Source organism: Algoriphagus vanfongensis DSM 17529 (assembly GCF_000429465.1).
Classification (GTDB): Bacteria; Bacteroidota; Bacteroidia; order Cytophagales; family Cyclobacteriaceae; genus Algoriphagus; species Algoriphagus vanfongensis.
This window is the reverse complement of record NZ_AUBX01000014.1, coordinates 343,632-362,626: the sequence shown is the minus strand read 5'-3', so window position 1 is coordinate 362,626 and position 18,995 is coordinate 343,632. Positions and strand designations below refer to the sequence as shown.

Here is an 18,995-nt window from a genome sequence, read left to right as displayed (position 1 = left end):
TATATCCAAAAAAACCTATGGGAGACATACTATATATTGTCCTGGCGGGCCTGGTTGGCTTAGGGGCAGGAGCGGCGCTTGCGGGCGTTTTTATCAAAAATAAACATAAGCAACTAGAAGATGAGGCTAGAGAAAAAGCCAAGTCCCTATTGCGTGAGGCAGAGATATCTGCAGAGTCTCTGAAAAAAGACAAAATCCTAGAGGCCAAAGAAAAATACCTGAAGATCAAATCTGACTTTGATGAAGAGATGTCTCATAAAAAGAACATCATCATCACCAATGAGAACAAAGTCAAGCAACGTGAGCAGCAAGTAGCCAAAGAATTGGAGCAGGTCAAAAGAAAAGAGGCTGAGCTCGATTCCAAAAAAGAAAACCTCAATGCGCAGCTGCATTCTGTGCAGGTCAAAAAGGATGAGCTAGACAAGATTACGAATCAGCGAATTGCCGATTTGGAAAAAATCGCCGCTCTGACCAGAGAGGAAGCAAGAGATCAGTTGATCAGCATGCTCACAGAAGAAGCGCAGACCAAAGCCTCTTCCCAGATCAAAGATATCCTGGACGAAGCCAAACTATCAGCTACCAAGCAGGCTAAAAAGATCGTATTGGACACGATTCAGCGTACTGCAACTGAGCATGCAGTGGAAAACTGTGTGTCGATTTTCAATATTGACAGTGATGATATCAAAGGGAAGATCATCGGTCGTGAAGGGCGGAATATCCGTGCTTTGGAAGCAGCTACAGGTGTAGAGATCGTCGTGGATGATACTCCAGAAGCTATTATCATTTCAGGATTTGATCCTGTAAGAAGAGAGATTGCCAGATTGTCCCTGCATCGATTGGTTCAGGATGGAAGAATACACCCGGCACGTATCGAAGAGGTAGTGGCCAAGACGGAGAAGAATATCGAAGAGGAAATCGTCGAGATAGGAGAGAGAACTTGTATCGATTTGGGAGTTCACGGATTGCATCCTGAGCTGATCAAAATGGTCGGAAGAATGAGATTCCGATCCTCCTATGGACAGAATCTCCTTCAGCACTCCAGAGAAGTGGCTAAGCTATCGGCTACCATGGCTGCTGAAATGGGTCTAAATGCGAAGTTGGCGAAACGAGCAGGTTTGCTTCATGATATCGGGAAGGTATGGCCAGAAGAACAGGAATTGCCTCACGCTATCTTGGGGATGGAGCTGGCTAAGCGCTACAAAGAGAATCCGGAGGTATGCAATGCAATCGGAGCTCACCACGATGAGATCGAAATGACTTCTATGATATCGCCGATTGTCCAGGCTTCTGATGCGATCTCAGGATCCAGACCAGGTGCCAGACGTGAGATCATGGATAGCTATATCAAGCGTCTGAAGGAATTGGAAGAGTTGGCGTTGAGTTTTGATGGTGTCAACAAATGCTTTGCGATGCAGGCTGGTAGAGAGCTTCGGGTCTTGGTAGATGCTGAGAATGTCAATGATCAGACCGCAAGTCAGCTTTCATTTGATATCTCTCAGAAGATCGAGAAAGAAATGCAATATCCAGGTCAAATTAAAATCACAGTAATCAGAGAAATGAGAGCTGTGAATTATGCCAGATAAGAATTAACACTTTATTTTAGGGCAAGCAGAAAATTCTGTTTGCCCTTTTTTATGTTTTTTGGTCCACACTATTTACAGCTGTTTGGAGATGCCTTGAGAGGTGTCTATGATCTGGTGTTTCATTATCGCTTGACTGCTGCGGATCTGCAGCTTTTAGAAAGGCACTTTCCCTACTATTCCAATCTCAATCCGAGACATCAAGGAGAATTCAGGAGAAAGCTTGAGATGGTACTTACCCGTAAGAAATTTATCTCAAGGGGCGGGTTGAAGCAAGTCAGTACTGAAATGAAAGTGCTCATTGGAGCGACGATTGTCCAGGTGACCTTTGGGTTTTGGAAGGTGTTTTTGAGTCATTTTAAAAAAATACTGATCTACCCAGATACCTATTATTCTACGATTTCTAAATCATATCATCGGGGTGAAGTCAATCCCCGATTTGGGATTATAGTGTTGTCCTGGCCATGTTTTGTGGAGGGGATGGCTGATCATCGAGATGGAGTGAATCTCGGCATTCATGAGATTGCACATGCTCTCAAGTTGGAAAATAGAATTCAATACAATAGAGAAAGCAATTTTTTTCATCCCAGCGTATGGAGTGACTTTATGACTCATTCCCTGCGAGAAAAAGAACTGATTCGAAGTGGTAGAGATGATTTTTTTCGGGAAAGAGGAGCTGTGGATGCTGACGAGTTTTTCGCAGTGGTAATCGAGAATTTTTTTGAAAGGCCAGTGGAGTTCAAAGCTAAAAAAGAGGAGCTATACCAGATTATGGTACAGCTACTTCGTCAAGATCCGATTACGCTTGGCTCAGGAAGGACTTAAAACACCTTCGAGTTGGAGGAGAGCTTGTTCCAAAACAGACGCTAGGCCTTTTTGCTGGCTGAGGTCTTGTCCCCAAAGGCTGGTGTTTTGCAGCACTGTAGTGACGAGATTCTCGCGGTCATTCCATGCCTGGGCAAAAAACTCCAAGATCTCCTGGTCATCATTCAGAGGCATTGCTTCCCCTGCTACTTTTCCTTTGTAAAACAATATCGTTGCGGCAAATGCCGTAATCAATTTTTCTGGCCATTTATTCTTTTGCTCATGGTATGCCAGCAAACTTGGTAGCACGCGAACTTTGAATTTGGAAATGCTATTGAGTGCGATGGATTTCAATTCATGGACGATGAATGGATTGGCAAATCGTTCTAAAACGGCATCTGCGAAAGCTTTCAATTCCGTCTGATCCATGTCTAGGGTAGGGACGATCTCTTCGAAAATCAATTCACGAAGCCATGCGCCGACTTCCGGATGCTCAACAGATTCTCTAACTGTACGCAGTCCTTGAAGATATGCGTAAGGAACTAAGGAAGTGTGCGCGCCATTCAGAATTCGTACTTTTCGGGTACGATAAGGAGTTTGGTTGGTCACAAACTTGACATCCAAGCCAGCTTTATGCAGAGGGAATTCTTTCTCAACTTCTGCTGGCCCTTCGATGACCCAAAGATGAAATGGCTCAGCCATCACGACAAGATTGTCCTCGTAGCCCAAGTTTTTCTGAATTTCTGCTATGGTGTCACGAGGAAATCCAGGTACGATGCGGTCGACCAGTGTATTGCAGAATATACAATGCTGCTCAATCCATTCTGAAAAATGAGTTGGAAGCTCCCAGAGGGAAGCGTAATTCAAGATGCACTTTTTGAGATTTTCTCCGTTTTTGTCGATCAGTTCACAGGGGATTAGAATCAATCCTTTGCTAGGGTCTCCTTCGAAATGGACAAAGCGATGATACAAGAGTGCGCTCAGCTTTCCAGGAAATGTTTTGGGCAGGATTCCGGGGTTTTTGTCTTCCGGATCAAATTGAATTCCTGCTTCAGTGGTATTGGAGATAATAAAGCGGAGCTCAGGATTTTCTCCCAATGCCAAGTAGTCCTCATAGGAATCGTATGGATTGTTGATTCCTTCCAAACAGGTGATCAGTCTGGTTTCCTCGTAAGATTTTCCATTTTTTAAGCCCTGAAGCAATACATGGTAGAGACTGTCTTGCTTGTCCAAGAGATTTTTTAGCCCCTGAGGTATCGGCTGGACGAGCTGCACATTGGAGTTGAAATCTATTTTTTCGTTGGCTACATCGACCATGTAGTCTACAAATCCACGCAGGAAGTTTCCTTCACCAAATTGAAGGATTTTCACTGGATGGGTACTGGCGTTTATTTCGGGCTTTGTTAGGGATTTCATAGCGAGAGAAATTTAAGGAAACTGAAAAAACTCTTTTGAGTTGGAATAACAGATGTCTGAGACGATTTTACCGAGCCATTTTTCATCAGCAGGGAGTTCTCCATTGGCGACGTCCTGTCCGATGAGATTGCAGAGTGTCCTGCGGAAATATTCATGTCGAGGAAATGAAAGGAAGCTTCTCGAGTCGGTCAACATCCCTACAAAGCAACTGAGCATGCCCATATTAGAAAGGGCATTGATCTGCTTTTCCATTCCGTCTTTTTGATCCAAAAACCACCAGCCGGAGCCAAATTGGATTTTTCCTTTAACGGATCCATCGTTGAAATTGCCCGTCATGGTCGCAAAGACTTCGTTGTCCCGAGGATTGAGATTGTAAAGGATAGTTTTTGCCAGCTGGTCGCTTTCGTCGAGTGAATTGAGAAAAGCGGCCAGATTAGAAGCCTGGTCAAAATCACCGATGGAATCAAATCCTGTGTCTGGTCCCAAAATCCGCATCATACGTGAGTTGGTATTTCGCAATGCTCCCAAATGATATTGCTGGGTCCATCCTTTGGCATGATACATTTTTGCCAAGGCTTGAAGGGTTTTGAATTTGAAAAACTCAATTTCTTCTTGAGAAAGTGTCTTGCCAGCTAAAACACTCTGGAATAGACCATCGATGGAATACTTTTCATTATTAAAGAAATAGAGCTTTTCCAGGCCATGGTCAGATAGTCTTCCGCCCATCTTGTGAAAGAAATCTATTCTATTGCTGAGTGCGGCAAGAAGGTTTTCGTAAGAATTGATGAAAATATCCGAGGTCGCACCCAGCTTTTGAAGATAGGCTACATAGGTTTGAGGATTTTCTACTGCATAGGCTTTGTCCGGGCGGAAAGCCGGGTACATGCTGAGAGAAGCATCTGATTTGGCTAGTGCCCGATGATGCTCCAGTGAGTCCGTAGGGTCATCTGTGGTACAGACGATCTCTACATTCATTTTTCCCAAAAGACCTTGGGTCGAAAACTCAGGGCTTTGCAATTGTTCACTTGCGTTTTTGTAGATGGCTTTGCCTGACTGATCGTCCAGAAGCTCATGGATGCCAAAATATCGCTTGAGCTCCAGATGAGTCCAGTGATACAGAGGGTTTCTCATGGTATAAGGCACTGTACCGGCCCATTTTTGAAATTTCTCATCAGAGGACTTGTTGCCCGTGATGAATTTTTCAGAAATTCCAAGCGTACGCATAGCCCGCCACTTGTAGTGATCGCCTTCTAGCCATGCTGCCGTCAGGTCTTCAAACTGGCGATTTTCTGCAATATCTTTTGGGGAAAGATGGCAATGATAATCGATTATAGGTTGACCTTTGGCGTAGTCATGATAGAGTGTTTTGGCAAAATCCGACCGAATTAGGAAGTCCTCTGTCATGAAGTCAGTGGTCTGGAGCGTGTCTAAAATCATGTCCGAATTAGTTGGAAGATCCTCGAATGATCAGTTCTGGTTTGAGTATGGTTTTTTTGGCCAGTTCGCTACTGGTCTCTTTATTCAATAGGTCAAAGAAAGTCTCGGCTGTGATTTTTCCCATAGGAATACTTTTCTGATCAACAGTCGTGATAGCCGGCTCAGTGAATGAAGTGAAAGGTTCATTACCAAACCCAGCCAATTTTACCTGCTGGGGGATTTGGATGCCATTTTCTTTGAGGACTTGCATCGCACCCATGATGGCATAGTCTGAGGCGGAGAAGATGCCGTCAAATTCCACACCTTTTTCCAGTAGTTCAGTGGCGATTCTTCTCCCGTCTTCCAGTTGCATATTGCTATAGAATATCAGGTCTGGGTCGATGTCTAGCTGATGGTCAGCCAGTGCGTCTTCGTAGCCTCTCTTTCTTTCTTTGTAAATATTGATTCGCTGAGAGCTCGTGAAAAGCACGATTTTTTTGCAGCCATTTTTGATCAGGTGGTCTACAGAAAGGTAGGCTCCTAGATGATCATCCAAGACTACTTGGCTCACATCTAATTCATTCGAAATCCTATCAAACAGCACCAAGGGGATTCCTTTTTGCAGTACTTTTTGAAAGTGGTCAAAATTTTCCGTGGTCTTGCCGATGGAGGCAATGATGCCATCTACCCGTGCATTGAGAAAAGCTTCGACGTTGTTGACTTCTCTTTCAAATTCATCATAAGACTGGGAAATGATGATCTGATAATTGAATGAATTTGCCAAATCTTCAATACCCCGGATGACCGAGGAGAAAAAGCTTCTGTTGGCTGTCGGAACCAAAACCCCGATGAGGCGGCTTTTTCCACTTCTGAGAGCAGAAGCGATATGGTTGGGTTGGTAGTTGATTTGCTTGGCTACCTTTAATACTTTTCTTTTGGTTTCGTCCGATATCCTGGGATGGTTATTGAGGGCCCGGGATACGGTACTGGCCGTGATATTGAGCTTGGCAGCAATATCATGGATGGTGGACTTTTCATTTTTCATGGACAGATTGGGTCTATTAATTGCAGGTTTATTCTCCTGCCGGTTTTCCTATTGTTGCGAGAATTCCTCCATCCACATAGAGGATTTGCCCGTTGACAAAATCACTGGCTTCACTGGCCAAAAATACGACGGCCCCTCCTAGGTCTTCCGGATTTCCCCATCTGGCGGCCGGGGTCCGGTTGATGATAAACTCATTGAAAGGATGGCCATCTACCCGTATCGGGGCTGTCTGGTCTGTAGCGAAATATCCGGGACCAATACCATTGACCTGAATATTGTACTTAGCCCATTCAGTAGCCAAGTTTCTGGTGAGCATCTTAAGTCCACCTTTGGCTGCTGCGTATGCGCTGACAGTATTTCGTCCCAACTCGCTCATCATTGAGCAAATGTTGATGATTTTTCCGCCTTGTTGCAGGCGGACCATTGTCTTCGCGACCCGCTGTGCGACGATAAACGGCGATACCAAATCAATGTCGACGATATTTCTGAAGTCATCCGGATTCATCTCCAAAGCTGGCGTTCTTTGGATCATTCCGGCATTATTGACCAAAATAGCAATCGGGCCAAGTTCAGTCTCGATTTTTGAGATTGCCTGATCGACTGCGATTTTGTCAGTGACATTGAAGAGGTATGGATGTGCGATGATCCCTGCCTTCTGGTATTCTTCGACAGCTTTCTCCATTTTGGAGGGAGTGTGTCCATTGATGGCTAAGATAGCGCCTTGACTGGCGAGAGCTTTGGCCATAGCCATACCCAGACCATGTGTGGCCCCGGTGACCAAGGCCACTTTTCCTGATAGATCAAAGTTTGGTTTCATGCTTATCTCATTTCTGATGGTGATACACCATCCATGTCTCCGTAGTCCAGATTTTCTCCAGCCATCCCCCAGATAAAGGTGTAATTGGATGTCCCGGCTCCGCTATGAATTGACCAAGGTGGCGAAATGATCGCCTGATGCTTCTTCATCCAGACTACCCTGGTTTGATCGGGTTGTCCCATGAAGTGGGCTACTGGATTACTTTCTTCGATGTCAAAATAGAAATAAGCTTCCATTCTTCTGTCATGGGTGTGACTGGGCATCGTGTTCCAGACAGATCCTGTCTTTAATAGAGTCATGCCCATTTGTAGTTGGCAAGTTTCTACTACCGAGTTGACCAGAAGCTTGTATATCGTGCGGTGATTGGAGTTTTCTAGGGATCCTAAAGTGACCACTTCAGCATTTTCCTGTGTCACTTTCTTGGTCGGATAGCTGGTATGGGCCGGCGCAGAATTAAAGTAAAGATAGGCTTTGCCGGATTTACTTGGGTGAAAGGTCACCTCTTTGACACCTCTGCCGATATAGAGAGCTTCCTTGTGCTGCAATTCGTATGTCTCACCATCCGCGCTTACTGTGCATGTGTCGCCTACATTGATGATTCCTAGTTCTCTTCTTTCCAAAAAGTACTCCGCCTTGAGTTGATCCGCTGTCTCCAGCTGGAGTGGCTCGGAAACGGGGTGGATCCCTCCGACGATCAGCCTATCTTCGAGTGTGTAAACTCCCGTGATCTGGTTGGAAACAAATAAATCCTCGATCAGGAAATGATCGCGGATCTCGGAGGTGTCGTATTTTTTGAAATCGTTAGGGTGGACGGAATACCGTGTCTGTAAGTTCAGGGTCATGTCAAGTTTCGTGTAATCGGTTGCGCAATATAAAATATTTTTTATGGAAATAAGCAAAAATAAGACAGTGTGATTGTTTTATTTATTCCAAAAATGAAAGATAATATTTTATCATACTTCTATTTATCGCTATTTGATAAGGTTTTTAGGCGTGATTTGTAATTTTATTCTAGAAAATTTTTTTTTGTGCAAACGGTTGTTCAAATTGCCCTCGATCTCTCATTCTTATTTTTGATTTGGTGAGTGTGATTTATCAAAACAATGAACCCATGAAAACAAAAAACAATCCTAAGGCAGGTCTGTTGGTAGTGCTCAACTTGCTCTGTTTTTTTTCAAAATCTGACCTGATTGCCCAGAGCGAGCCTATAACTTGGTCGTTAAAAGTAAGTAATCCTCTGGAATTTTCCAGAACTGATGAGGTGTTGCTGCTTCCTAAAAGTATTGTCAGTCAGAAGTTTGGGGCCGAGTCTCATGCTTTCACTGTGACTTTGGCCGGTCAAGAACTCCCAAGTCAATGGAATGAAGCTGGGCCTGATCAAGGTCTTTTGATTCTGCTTCCTCAAATTGACGCAAATCAAAATCTGGAGTTCGTTGTCAGCAATCAGCAATCTTTTCAATCATTTCCTAAAAGAACCCAAGCGGAATTGTCCCATAAGTTTGGGGGATATTTCGAGAACAGGGAATACATAGGAGGTCATTTCGAAAATGTACAATCTCTCCAAGTTCCAGCTGAGCATACGGATCATTCGTGGTTTATCCGATACGAAGGTCCAGGCTGGGAGTCTGATCTGGTAGGGTATAGATTTTACCTGGACTGGAGAAATGGAATCGATGTTTTTGGGAAAAAAGTGCATACCCCAGTTTTGCAAGGGGTAGGGCAAGATGGATTTGATTCCTATCATGAGCCCGCTGACTGGGGCATGGATGTTCTGAAAGTTGGGGAAACTTTAGGACTGGGTAGTATCGCTACTTGGGAAAATGGAAAAGCACGAAGAGTGGATGAGACGGATAGTCTCTATGCCGAAATCACCAATAATGGCTCGATTTACTCTTCTATTTTGACGCAATACTACGGATGGAATCTGCCTGGTGGCAAAACGGATATTCAGTCTGAGATTTCCATTCATGCTGGAACTAGGCTCTCGAGGATCGATCTGACCTCTTCTGCCGCCATTGCCAATTTTGCTACCGGTCTGATCAAAGATGCCAAGGCAGAATTGATCAAAAGTGGGGCTGATTTGGCCTATGGCTACCTCGCTACTTATGGCAAGCAAAGTTTGGCTGAAGACAAACTCGGAATAGCCGTCATCTACCCAACTGCGCAAGTGGAGCAAATTACGGAAGATGACTTGTCTCACGTGGTGGTGTTGTCAGGAGAAAAGAAGCAACTGAGTTATTACATTTTGGCGGCTTGGGAGCAAGAACTTGACGGTATCACTAGTCAGGAGGAATTCAAAGCCTATCTCGATCAGGAGATCTTAAAATTGTCTCATCCGCTGCAGCTTAGCTATTGATCCTAGATTTTTATCATGAAAACTAACACAATCACATTTAAAGCAGTGTTGATCGGATTGATGGCATTGTCTGTATCCTGTTCAACAGAAAAGTCAATCGAGACTCAAGAGGAAATTGTACCTGAGAAAAAGCTATCGGTCTGGATGGCTGAATCAGAAATAGCCCGAAATCCAGAAGGTTGGACGATCGATTTCAATGAAAAACCCAAATGGGAATATACCCACGGCCTCATTATGAGTTCGATGCAAGCTGTGACCAAAGCTTACGGAGATTCTCAGTTTTTTGACTACACGGAGCGCTTTGCGGACTTCATGGTGGATTCGACCGGAAATATTTTAACCTACAAAAAGTCGGATTACAACATAGACCGAGTCAATGGAGGGAAATTCCTGATCAATCTATACGAGAAAACAGGAAAAGAAAATTACCGATTAGCTATAGAAGAATTGCGGGATCAAATGCGTGAGCATCCCCGAAATTCAGAAGGTGGTTTTTGGCACAAGAAAGTGTATCCTCATCAGATGTGGCTAGATGGGCTATACATGGGCTCACCTTTCTTGGCGCAATATGCGGCCACTTTTGATGAGCCGGCACTATTTGACGATGTAGCCAATCAGATCCTGACTATGGATAAATATGGGTACAGCGAAGAGACTGGACTTTATCACCATGCTTATGATGAGAGCAAGGAGCAAAAATGGGCTGATCCCGAGACCGGGCTTTCTACCAATTATTGGGGAAGAAGTATCGGTTGGTACTCCATGGCATTAGTCGATGTGTTGGATTTTCTCCCAGAAAATCATCCTCAGCGCCCCGCTATCATCGCTATCGCTCAAAAGCTGGCAGATGGAATAGCTCGATACCAAAGTCCGGAGGGAGTCTGGTATCAGGTGGTGGATCAGGGAACCCGTGAAGGGAATTATCTGGAGGCATCTGCTTCAGCGATGTTTACTTATTTTCTCTTGAAAGGCTATCAAAAGGGCTATCTGTCTGAAAAAGACAAGGAAAATGGAGTCAAAGCCTATGAGGGAATGCTCCAGGAATTTGTCAAGGAGGAAGTGGATGGAAGTCTGAGCTTGACACAAATCTGTGGAGTAGCTGGCTTGGGAGGAAATCCCTATCGAGATGGCTCCTATGAATATTATATCGGGGAAGTCATTCGAGTGAATGACCCAAAAGGTGTAGGTCCTTTTATACTTGCTTCCCTGCAATACGAGCAATTGGATCTGCCATGAAAAAAGTCTTTTTGACGATATGGGTTGGCGTATTTGCCGTTTTCATTGCTCGGGCTCAGACCGCTGATTTTGTGGTGGCTGCTGATGGCTCTGGAGATTATGAGACGATTCAGAAAGCATTTGATGCTGTTCCTGATTTTCGAAAAAATGAAACGATCATTCTCCTCAAACCGGGAGTTTATAAGGAAAAATTAGTCCTGTCTGCCTCCAAGACCAATGTGTCTTTGATAGGAGAAAATCCCAAAACCACCTTGGTGACTTTTGATGATTTTGCCCAAAAGAAAAACAAGTTTGGAGAGGAAATGGGGACGACGGGATCATCTAGTTTTTTTGTTTTCGGGGATGGTTTTTTTGCGAAAAATATCACTTTTGAAAACTCCTCAGGTCCAGTGGGACAGGCAGTTGCTGTTCGAGTAGATGGAGACAAAGTCGTGTTTGAGAACTGTAGATTTTTGGGAAGTCAGGACACATTGTATCCGCACGGAGATCGCAGTAGGCAATATTACAAAGACTGCTACATCGAAGGGACGGTTGACTTTATTTTCGGCTGGTCCACGGCTTTTTTTGAAAACTGTGAAATTTTCTCCAAAGCTCCGAGTGGCTATGTGACGGCTGCTTCCACAAATCCCGAAACTGAATTTGGATTTGTCTTTTGGAACTGTAAGCTGACTGGTGATTCTCCGGAAAACTCCGTTTATCTAGGCCGGCCATGGCGAGATCATGCCCAGACGGTTTTCATCCATACAGAGATGGGGGAGCATATCCGTCCTGAAGGCTGGCACAACTGGAATAAGCCGAATGCGGAGCAAACGAGCTTTTATGCCGAATATGAGTCTTCAGGTCAAGGAGCTAATCCTGACAAACGAGTGACTTGGTCTCATCAGCTTTCGGAGCAGGAAGCGGAGAGTTTCACCATGGAAAAAGTATTGGGAGGAGAAGACAACTGGAATCCCTTAGAAATCATCCAAAAACATAGTAAATAATAAAAAGTGAGTTTTCGAATAGTACTAAGTGTTTTTATCTTTTTAAGTAGTGTGGGATTGAGTTTTGCGCAGCAAAATAAGTCTGTCTCCCAGGTCTGGGTCGCTGATCAGGGGGATGGTACCTACATCAATCCCATCTTACATGCTGATTATTCAGATCCGGATGTGGTCAGAGTGGGAGAGGATTTTTACATGACAGCCTCCAGCTTCAATGTATCTCCTGGACTTCCGATTTTGCATTCCAAAGACCTGGTCAATTGGACTTTGGTCAATTATGCCTTGCCTAGACAAGTGCCTTTGGATCATTTTTCTACGCCTCAGCATGGCAATGGAGTTTGGGCTCCGGCCATCCGATTTCATGAGGGGGAATACTACATCTACTGGGGGGATCCGGATTTTGGGATTTACATGGTCAAAACCAAGGATCCATTAGGGAATTGGGAAGAGCCGGTCTTGGTAGAGGCTGGAAAAGGCCTGATAGATCCCTGTCCGCTATGGGATGAGGATGGCAATGCCTATCTCTCTCATGCCTACGCCGGCAGCCGGGCTGGAATCAAAAGTGTCTTGGTGGTCAAGCCGATGAACTGGGAAGGAACTAAGACAATTGGCTCTGGTAAAATGGTGTTTGATGGGCATGAGGCTCATCCGACAGTGGAAGGGACGAAGTTCTATAAGCGAAATGGGTACTATTATATTTTTGCGCCGGCTGGTGGAGTCTCTACTGGATGGCAGTTGATTTTACGCTCCAAAAATCCATATGGGCCCTATGAGGAGCACATCTCTTTGGCTCAAGGCGAAACACCTATCAATGGTCCGCATCAAGGTGCCTGGATAGATACAGACCTAGGTGAAGATTGGTTTGTTCATTTTCAGGATGTGGAAGCTTATGGGCGTATCACCCATTTGCAGCCGATGACTTGGGAAAATGACTGGCCAACTATGGGGGAAGATCCAGATGGAGACGGGACCGGGCAGCCAGTTTTGAGCTATAGAAAGCCAAAAGTGAGTGCTACAACAGAAGTCGCTACTCCTTTGGATTCGGATGAATTTGACGGAAATGATATCGGACTCCAATGGCAGTGGCAGGCAAATCCTGAGGCTACTTGGGCTTTTGCCAATCCTGCTCAAGGAAAACTAAGACTCTTCACTGCCAAACTTCCAGATAACTCCAAAAACCTCTGGGATGCTCCTAATTTATTGCTTCAGAAGTTTCCGGCTGAGGAATTTGTCACTACCACTTCTCTGAAATTCACTCCCAATGCCAAACTGAAAAATGAACAAGTGGGGCTGATCGTGATGGGGATGAGTTATGCCTATTTGGCTCTGGAAAGTACCGAGAGTGGACTCGTTCTCAACTATGTGGATTGTCTAGATGCCGAGCATGGAAAGGCAGAGAGCAAAAGTCCAATCGCCAAGCTGGAAGGAAATGAAATCCAGCTGCGTGTACAGGTGAAAAAAGGAGGTATTTGTACCTTCTCTTATTCAACTGACGGAAAGAAATTTACTGAGATTGAGCAGGAATTTACTGCGGTTCCGGGTAAGTGGATCGGTGCCAAAGTTGGTCTTTTCGCAGTGAGAGATACTCAAACCAATGACAGTGGATTTGCCGATGTGGATTGGTTTAGATTTGAGAAGTAGGATTTCGAAATACGAAGTACGAAGTGAGAATTACGAAGAGCGAAGTTGGAAATACGAGATACGATGTGAGAAGTTGGGAAGTGGGATCTTAGGAAGTTAGAAGTTGAGGTGGGGTGATAAAACATTATGGAAATCCGATTTCTTATCATTCGAGAAAGAAAAAAGGGATTGAAGTTCAATAGAACCTGCTGTGGACTGTGGTCCGTTGACTGAGGACGATTTCAAGCACTATCCAGTTATAAGCTTTACCTAATTGCTTCATTCTGGATAATCAGATAAAATAAATAGCAACAATAAAGAATACCCGAAATATGAGACTACGCAATTTGAAATTGGTTTTTGCTCTTTGGATGGTCGTCATGACTGTTCCGGCTTTTGCCCAGTTGACCTTGGAGCAAGTGTATCAGGGAGTGGAATTTGACATGCCGAAAGTCAAGGAGACTTCCTTTCCGGATTTTTCCAAAAGCATCAAGGAGTATGGTGCTATAGGAGATGGATTGACTAAGAATACCGAGGCTTTCAAGCAAGCCATTGAAGCGGTGAATGCACAGGGCGGAGGGAAAGTGATCGTGCCTCGCGGCGTATGGTACACTGGTCCTATTACTCTTCTAAGTAATGTAAACCTTCATGTAGAAGATGGAGCATTGATTATTTTTAGCAAGGATAAGGAAGATTATCCGCTGGTAGAGATTAGTTTCGAAGGCTTGAATACGGTTCGCTGTCTTTCTCCCATCAATGCCTATCAGGTGGAGAATATTGCCATCACTGGAAAGGGAACTATCGATGGAAGCGGTGAAGTTTGGAGAGCGGTGAAAAAAAGTAAAATGACGGATAGTCAGTGGAAAAAGCAGGTCAATTCAGGAGGTATCGTGGAAGGAAGCAATTGGTTTCCGTCAGAATCGTATCTTCTTGGACATAATTCCAGCTCCAGTTTCAATGTTCCTGATATCACAGATCGTCAAGAATTGGAGAAAATGAAAGATTTTCTTCGTCCTGTCATGGTCAGTATCCGGGAAAGCAAGCGGATTCTATTGGATGGGCCCACTTTTCAAAATTCTCCGGCCTGGAATATTCATCCACTGATGTCTGAGGACCTGATCATTAGAAACCTAAATGTTCGCAATCCTTGGTATTCTCAAAACGGGGATGGACTGGACTTGGAGTCTTGCAAGAATGCCTTGATTTACAACAATGTCTTTGATGTGGGGGATGATGCGATCTGTATCAAGTCTGGCAAGGACAAAGACGGTCGAGATCGGGCTATCCCTACCGAAAATGTAGTGATCAAAAACAACGTCGTCTATCATGGACATGGTGGTTTTACGGTGGGCAGTGAGATGTCCAGCGGTGTCAGAAATATCCATGTGAGTGCCTGTACTTTCATCGGAACAGACATCGGTTTGAGATTCAAAAGTACGAGAGGTCGAGGAGGAGTAGTCGAGAATATCTGGATCTCCGACATCGATATGGTCAACATTCCGACAGAGGCGATCGGCTTCAATTTGTTTTATACCGGCAATAGTCCGGTGCTGGAAGATGATCAGTCTGATGCAGATGAAGCTCCTGAGGAAAACCTCCTGCCGGTGACAGAAGAAACGCCTGCTTTCAGAAATATCTGGATGAAAAATATCACTGTGACGGGTTCGGGAGTTTCGGCTTTATTTATGGGTTTGCCGGAGATGAAGCTGGAAAATATTCGATTGGAAAATGCCGTTTTGGAAGCCAAGAAAGGAATCACGGCGATCGATGCAGATGGACTGGAACTGATCAACGTGAAGGTGTTGGGCAATGAAGATGCTGCTTTGACGATCTACAACAGTCAAAATATTACCGTTTCAGATTTTGATTTTGAAAAGGGAGAAAGCCCGGCAGTCAAAGTGCTAGGAAGATCAAAGAATGTCAATTTGAGTGGAAAAGGACTCGCGGATGAGTCTCAATTATCCATCAATAAGAGCTTGGAGTCAGAAGTGAAAGTCAATCAAAAATGAAAATTCTAGGGAGTTCAATTTTTCTTTTTCTATGGCTGTGGATGAGTATTCATCAGGAAAAGGATGTGGCTTTTTACATGGTGGGAGATTCTACCATGGCTGATAAGCCCTATGCCGGAAGCAATCCAGAGAAAGGCTGGGGACAGGTTTTTCCGCTTTATTTCAAGGAAGGAATTCGGTTTGAAAATCATGCCATGAATGGTCGGAGTACGAAAAGCTTCCGTGCTGAAGGACGATGGGATGTGGTCATGGAAAGATTGAAAGCAGGTGACTATGTAATCATCGAGTTTGGTCACAATGATCAAAAGATCAATTCCGAAGATCGCTATGCTTTTGCCGATTCGACTTACAGGGACAATTTGATACGGTTTGTTGAAGAGGTCAGATCAAAAAAGGCGAACCCTGTTTTGGCCACGCCGATTTCCAGAAGGAGTTTTGATGAAAATGGAGTTCTGACTGATACACATGGAAGGTACTCGGAGGTGGTGAGAGAAGTGGCTGATGAATTGGACGTGCCTTTGTTTGACTTGCATTCCAAAACGGTTGACTTATTGGAGCAATTTGGAGTAGAAAAATCCAAAGAACTATTTCTGCACTACAAGCCAGGAGACTATGAACGATTCCCAAAAGGAGTGGAGGATAATACCCACCTCAGTCCCACAGGTGCTTTCAAAGTGGCTGATCTAGCAGTGGAAGAACTGAAGCGAGAGCTTCCTGAATTAGTAGCGTATTTGAAACATTGATCCACATGAAAAACAATTGGTTTTTTTTAGTTGCAATTGTACTGGTGGTGCTATGCTCTGCTTTTTACTCACCTGAGAAAGTTACCAAGATCTATCTGATCGGAGATTCCACCGTAGCCGATTACTCCACTTATGAAGGAGAAGATTATATGAATAAGCGCTATCCGGTTATGGGTTGGGGGCAGGTATTTCAGGAATTGTTTGATTCTAGCTCTTTGGCTGAACTTAAGTCTTTGATCCATACTGATTCAGTTTTGGTGGATGATAGAGCCAGAGGTGGCCGGAGTACCAGAACTTTTTTCGAAGAAGGAAGATGGTCAGCGGTCTATTGGGAGATGCAGCCAGGAGATCTGGTTTTGATACAGTTTGGTCACAATGATGCCGCCAAAGAAAAGACTGAGCGCTATGTGACTACCGAAGGTTACAAGGAATACATTCGGCTTTTTGTGACTCAAACCAGAGAAAAAGGCGGGGTTCCCATCGTCCTAACCCCAGTGAACAGAAACTATCCATGGAAGGATGGAAAACTGGGCAACGTGCATGGGGAATACTATGAAGCGGCTGTGGAGGTAGCCACAGAGCTGGATGCGATGATGATTGATTTGACTCAGCTTTCCATGGATCATTTTACGGCCAAAGGGCAAGAATATGTGACTTCGCATTACTTTATGAATTTCGAAGCGGGAGTTTTTCCGAATTATCCGGATGGCAGTAAAGACAATACTCACTTTCAGCCAGAAGGAGCTAAAGCTGTGGCTAAATTAGTGTTGGAGGGGATGAAGGAATTGAAGTAGTTCCTAGAACCAAGATCCAAGAACCAAGAGTTTAGAGCCAAGAAATGGGATGTTTGAAAAGTAACCGCATGTGAAATGAAGTTCAGCTTTATGAAAATCTTATTTTTTAATCTGATGATTTTGGTTTTAGCAGTTACGGCTTCTTTTTCACAGGTGTCACCATTAGAGATCAAACCACTGGATGCTGAAAAGCTAAAAGGGAAGATCGAGCATGATCTCGTAGTTGCACAAGATGGATCGGGACATTTCAGAACCATTTCGGAAGCGGTAAAAGCTATCCGGGTTTATTTGCCCAAATCGATAACAGTATTTATCAAGGTGGGGATTTACAAAGAAAAGATCCTGATTGACGGCACTTTGACCGGAGTGACTTTTCAGGGGGAGGGAGCTAAAAAAACCATTATCACTTACGATGATTTTGCTGCCAAAGACAATATGGGGACTTTCGAAACCTATACGGTCAAGGTTTTGGGAAATTCATTGACTTTCAGAGATCTTACATTCGAAAATACTGCTGGTCCTGTGGGACAGGCAGTTGCCTTGCATGCCGAAGGTGATCGGCTTGTTTTTGAGAATTGCCGCTTTTTAGGAAATCAAGACACCATTTTTGCCTCGGGTGAAAACTCCCGACAGCTATACAAAAACTGCTACATAGAAGGTACTACTGATTTTATTTTTGGCTCCGCAACGGCTCTTTTTCAAAACTGCACCATTCACTCCAAAGCCAATTCCTATATCACCGCCGCCTCTACTCCGGCCTGGGTTGAGTATGGCTATGTGTTCCAAAATTGCAGGCTCACAGCCGAACCGGAAGTGAGCGAAGTCTATTTGGGGAGGCCCTGGAGGGATTTTGCCAAGACGGTTTTTATCAATACTGAAATGGGTTCTCACATCCGTCCAGAAGGCTGGCATAACTGGGGGAGAGAAAATGCAGAGCATACGGTCCTATTCGCCGAGTATGGGAGCTTTGGTCCGGGTGGATCTACCGATGAAAGAGTGGCTTGGGCCAAAGTATTGGAAGAAAAAGAACTGAATAACTATACGCTTTACGAGATCTTTGAAGGTGGCAATAGCCCAAGCAATGAATTTGGAGATCGCTGGTATGGCTATGAAAAAGACTCTTCTTTCAACTTAGAAAGTGCTTGGCAAAAGGATAGAAAGAGTTTTCCTGATATTCAGCCTGTTTATCCATTTCCAAGTGAAAATGTAATTGCACATCGGGATCTGGTTTATAAAAAAGTCGGGAATCGGGAGCTAAAACTTGATGTCTTTGTGCCAAAAGAAGGGAAGGATTTTACCTCTTTGATGATGATTCATGGAGGGGGTTGGAAGTCTGGCGATAAAGTACTGCAGGAGCCGATGGCAGTGGCTTTGGCTGAAATGGGTTTTGTGACTATTACAGTAGAATATAGACTCTCGCCGGAAGCTCAATATCCAGCTGCTGTGCATGATGTGAAGGAGGCGATCCGATGGGTCAAAAGTCAGCGGGATCAATTTCGCATAGATCCTGATAAAGTAGCGATATCCGGAAGTTCGGCCGGAGCACAGTTGGCCAGCCTGGTAGGACTGACTCATACGGCAACTTATGAAGGACGGACAGCCTTGTCCCAAAACTCAGAAGTGAAGGCTATTGTAAACATGGATGGGGTTTTGGCTTTTCACCATCCCGAATCTGCCGAAGGGCAGGTGGCCTCTGAGTGGCTGGGAGGAAATTATGAGCAAATACCTGAGATTTGGGATGAAGCATCTCCACTCTATGTGGAAGATCCCCAATTAAAACCTATGCTATTTATCAATAGTCAATATCCGAGATTTCATGCTGGTAGAGATGAGTTGATAGAAGAATTGAAAAAGGCTAATCAGTATACCCAAATCAAGACTTTTCCTGATAGCCCTCATCCGTTTTGGCTGTATGATGTATGGTTTGAGGAGACTGTGCAATTGATTGCTGAGTTTTTAAATAAAACTTTATAGAATACAGGTTTTTAGGAATCCTTATCTAAGCGTTCAAACGGGCTTTTTACTTTTAATTAGTTAATTACGCCTAATATAATTGTGTATAGATTCAAAAATTAAGGTTTTGTTTTGAATTGTAAATTTTTCTAGTCAATCGTTTTCCATTAAATTTTAAAATTCCTATAATGCAATCGATTGCTCAAATATTTTTTGATTGCAGTCG

15 protein-coding genes are annotated in these 18,995 nt (G+C 44.1%); 10 read left to right on the top strand and 5 right to left on the bottom strand.

Annotated features, from left to right (window positions below):
* The first annotated feature begins 17 nt into the window (after window positions 1–17).
* Together rny and G460_RS0112760 are read left to right on the top strand one after the other, a co-directional pair.
* Window positions 18–1,583, top strand: a complete 1,566-nt coding sequence (rny, locus tag G460_RS0112765) for a ribonuclease Y (RefSeq protein WP_026955723.1) — start codon at window positions 18–20, stop codon at window positions 1,581–1,583.
* 51 nt (window positions 1,584–1,634) lie between these two features.
* The gene (locus G460_RS0112760; protein ID WP_026955722.1) at window positions 1,635–2,405 is read left to right on the top strand and encodes a zinc-dependent peptidase; all 771 of its coding nucleotides are present in this window, start codon (window positions 1,635–1,637) and stop codon (window positions 2,403–2,405) included.
* Here G460_RS0112760 and G460_RS0112755 read toward each other — a convergent pair.
* Genes G460_RS0112755 through kduI form a run of 5 tightly spaced genes read right to left on the bottom strand, consistent with a single transcriptional unit; the run spans window position 2,391 to window position 7,920 of the window.
* On the bottom strand, window positions 2,391–3,800 hold the full coding sequence (locus G460_RS0112755) for a tagaturonate reductase (protein ID WP_026955721.1): 1,410 nt from the start codon (window positions 3,798–3,800) through the stop codon (window positions 2,391–2,393). The two genes, G460_RS0112760 and G460_RS0112755, sit on opposite strands and share 15 nt — an antisense overlap.
* A gap of 12 nt (window positions 3,801–3,812) precedes the next feature.
* Window positions 3,813–5,237 carry a glucuronate isomerase gene (gene uxaC, locus G460_RS0112750; RefSeq protein ID WP_026955720.1) on the bottom strand — a complete coding sequence of 475 codons (1,425 nt, stop codon included), beginning with the start codon at window positions 5,235–5,237 and terminating at the stop codon, window positions 3,813–3,815.
* Window positions 5,238–5,244: 7 nt separating this feature from the next.
* Window positions 5,245–6,261 (bottom strand): LacI family DNA-binding transcriptional regulator, encoded by a 1,017-nt coding sequence (locus G460_RS0112745; protein WP_035464403.1) that lies wholly within the window; start codon window positions 6,259–6,261, stop codon window positions 5,245–5,247.
* A gap of 28 nt (window positions 6,262–6,289) precedes the next feature.
* Entirely contained in the window at window positions 6,290–7,078 is a 789-nt protein-coding gene (locus tag G460_RS0112740) for a gluconate 5-dehydrogenase (protein WP_026955718.1), read from the bottom strand.
* Window positions 7,079–7,080: 2 nt separating this feature from the next.
* Window positions 7,081–7,920 carry a 5-dehydro-4-deoxy-D-glucuronate isomerase gene (gene kduI, locus G460_RS0112735; protein WP_026955717.1) on the bottom strand — a complete coding sequence of 280 codons (840 nt, stop codon included), beginning with the start codon at window positions 7,918–7,920 and terminating at the stop codon, window positions 7,081–7,083.
* A 269-nt stretch (window positions 7,921–8,189) separates the two neighbouring features.
* Here kduI and G460_RS0112730 point away from each other — a divergent pair, with 269 nt between their 5' ends.
* From G460_RS0112730 to G460_RS22675, 8 genes are all read left to right on the top strand, one after another.
* Window positions 8,190–9,434, top strand: coding sequence for a DUF4861 domain-containing protein (locus tag G460_RS0112730; protein WP_026955716.1), 1,245 nt, complete (start codon window positions 8,190–8,192; stop codon window positions 9,432–9,434).
* 15 nt (window positions 9,435–9,449) lie between these two features.
* Window positions 9,450–10,670, top strand: coding sequence for a glycoside hydrolase family 88/105 protein (locus G460_RS0112725; RefSeq protein ID WP_026955715.1), 1,221 nt, complete (start codon window positions 9,450–9,452; stop codon window positions 10,668–10,670).
* Entirely contained in the window at window positions 10,667–11,653 is a 987-nt protein-coding gene (locus tag G460_RS0112720; protein WP_026955714.1) for a pectinesterase family protein, read from the top strand. The genes G460_RS0112725 and G460_RS0112720 overlap by 4 nt, the downstream gene beginning before the upstream one ends.
* A gap of 6 nt (window positions 11,654–11,659) precedes the next feature.
* Window positions 11,660–13,291, top strand: a complete 1,632-nt coding sequence (locus G460_RS0112715) for a glycoside hydrolase family 43 protein (protein WP_026955713.1) — start codon at window positions 11,660–11,662, stop codon at window positions 13,289–13,291.
* A 311-nt stretch (window positions 13,292–13,602) separates the two neighbouring features.
* Window positions 13,603–15,279 (top strand): glycoside hydrolase family 28 protein, encoded by a 1,677-nt coding sequence (locus G460_RS0112710; RefSeq protein WP_026955712.1) that lies wholly within the window; start codon window positions 13,603–13,605, stop codon window positions 15,277–15,279.
* Window positions 15,276–16,022, top strand: a complete 747-nt coding sequence (locus tag G460_RS0112705) for a rhamnogalacturonan acetylesterase (protein ID WP_026955711.1) — start codon at window positions 15,276–15,278, stop codon at window positions 16,020–16,022. The genes G460_RS0112710 and G460_RS0112705 overlap by 4 nt, the downstream gene beginning before the upstream one ends.
* 5 nt (window positions 16,023–16,027) lie before the next feature.
* Entirely contained in the window at window positions 16,028–16,816 is a 789-nt protein-coding gene (locus G460_RS0112700; RefSeq protein WP_026955710.1) for a rhamnogalacturonan acetylesterase, read from the top strand.
* A 90-nt stretch (window positions 16,817–16,906) separates the two neighbouring features.
* On the top strand, window positions 16,907–18,790 hold the full coding sequence (locus G460_RS22675; RefSeq protein ID WP_026955709.1) for a pectinesterase family protein: 1,884 nt from the start codon (window positions 16,907–16,909) through the stop codon (window positions 18,788–18,790).
* Window positions 18,791–18,995: the final 205 nt, after the last annotated feature.

Excerpts from the sequence above, each read along its gene's own strand:
- G460_RS0112700 (WP_026955710.1), top strand. The coding sequence starts at position 16,028 with ATGAAAAACAATTGGTTTTTTTTAGTTGCAATTGTACTGGTGGTGCTA.
- uxaC (WP_026955720.1), bottom strand. The coding sequence starts at position 5,237 with ATGATTTTAGACACGCTCCAGACCACTGACTTCATGACAGAGGACTTC.
- G460_RS0112710 (WP_026955712.1), top strand. The coding sequence starts at position 13,603 with ATGAGACTACGCAATTTGAAATTGGTTTTTGCTCTTTGGATGGTCGTC.
- G460_RS0112705 (WP_026955711.1), top strand. The coding sequence starts at position 15,276 with ATGAAAATTCTAGGGAGTTCAATTTTTCTTTTTCTATGGCTGTGGATG.
- G460_RS0112755 (WP_026955721.1), bottom strand. The coding sequence starts at position 3,800 with ATGAAATCCCTAACAAAGCCCGAAATAAACGCCAGTACCCATCCAGTG.
- G460_RS0112740 (WP_026955718.1), bottom strand. The coding sequence starts at position 7,078 with ATGAAACCAAACTTTGATCTATCAGGAAAAGTGGCCTTGGTCACCGGG.
- rny (WP_026955723.1), top strand. The coding sequence starts at position 18 with ATGGGAGACATACTATATATTGTCCTGGCGGGCCTGGTTGGCTTAGGG.
- G460_RS0112725 (WP_026955715.1), top strand. The coding sequence starts at position 9,450 with ATGAAAACTAACACAATCACATTTAAAGCAGTGTTGATCGGATTGATG.
- G460_RS0112745 (WP_035464403.1), bottom strand. The coding sequence starts at position 6,261 with ATGAAAAATGAAAAGTCCACCATCCATGATATTGCTGCCAAGCTCAAT.
- G460_RS0112720 (WP_026955714.1), top strand. The coding sequence starts at position 10,667 with ATGAAAAAAGTCTTTTTGACGATATGGGTTGGCGTATTTGCCGTTTTC.
- G460_RS22675 (WP_026955709.1), top strand. The coding sequence starts at position 16,907 with ATGAAAATCTTATTTTTTAATCTGATGATTTTGGTTTTAGCAGTTACG.
- kduI (WP_026955717.1), bottom strand. The coding sequence starts at position 7,920 with ATGACCCTGAACTTACAGACACGGTATTCCGTCCACCCTAACGATTTC.
- G460_RS0112760 (WP_026955722.1), top strand. The coding sequence starts at position 1,635 with ATGTTTTTTGGTCCACACTATTTACAGCTGTTTGGAGATGCCTTGAGA.
- G460_RS0112730 (WP_026955716.1), top strand. The coding sequence starts at position 8,190 with ATGAAAACAAAAAACAATCCTAAGGCAGGTCTGTTGGTAGTGCTCAAC.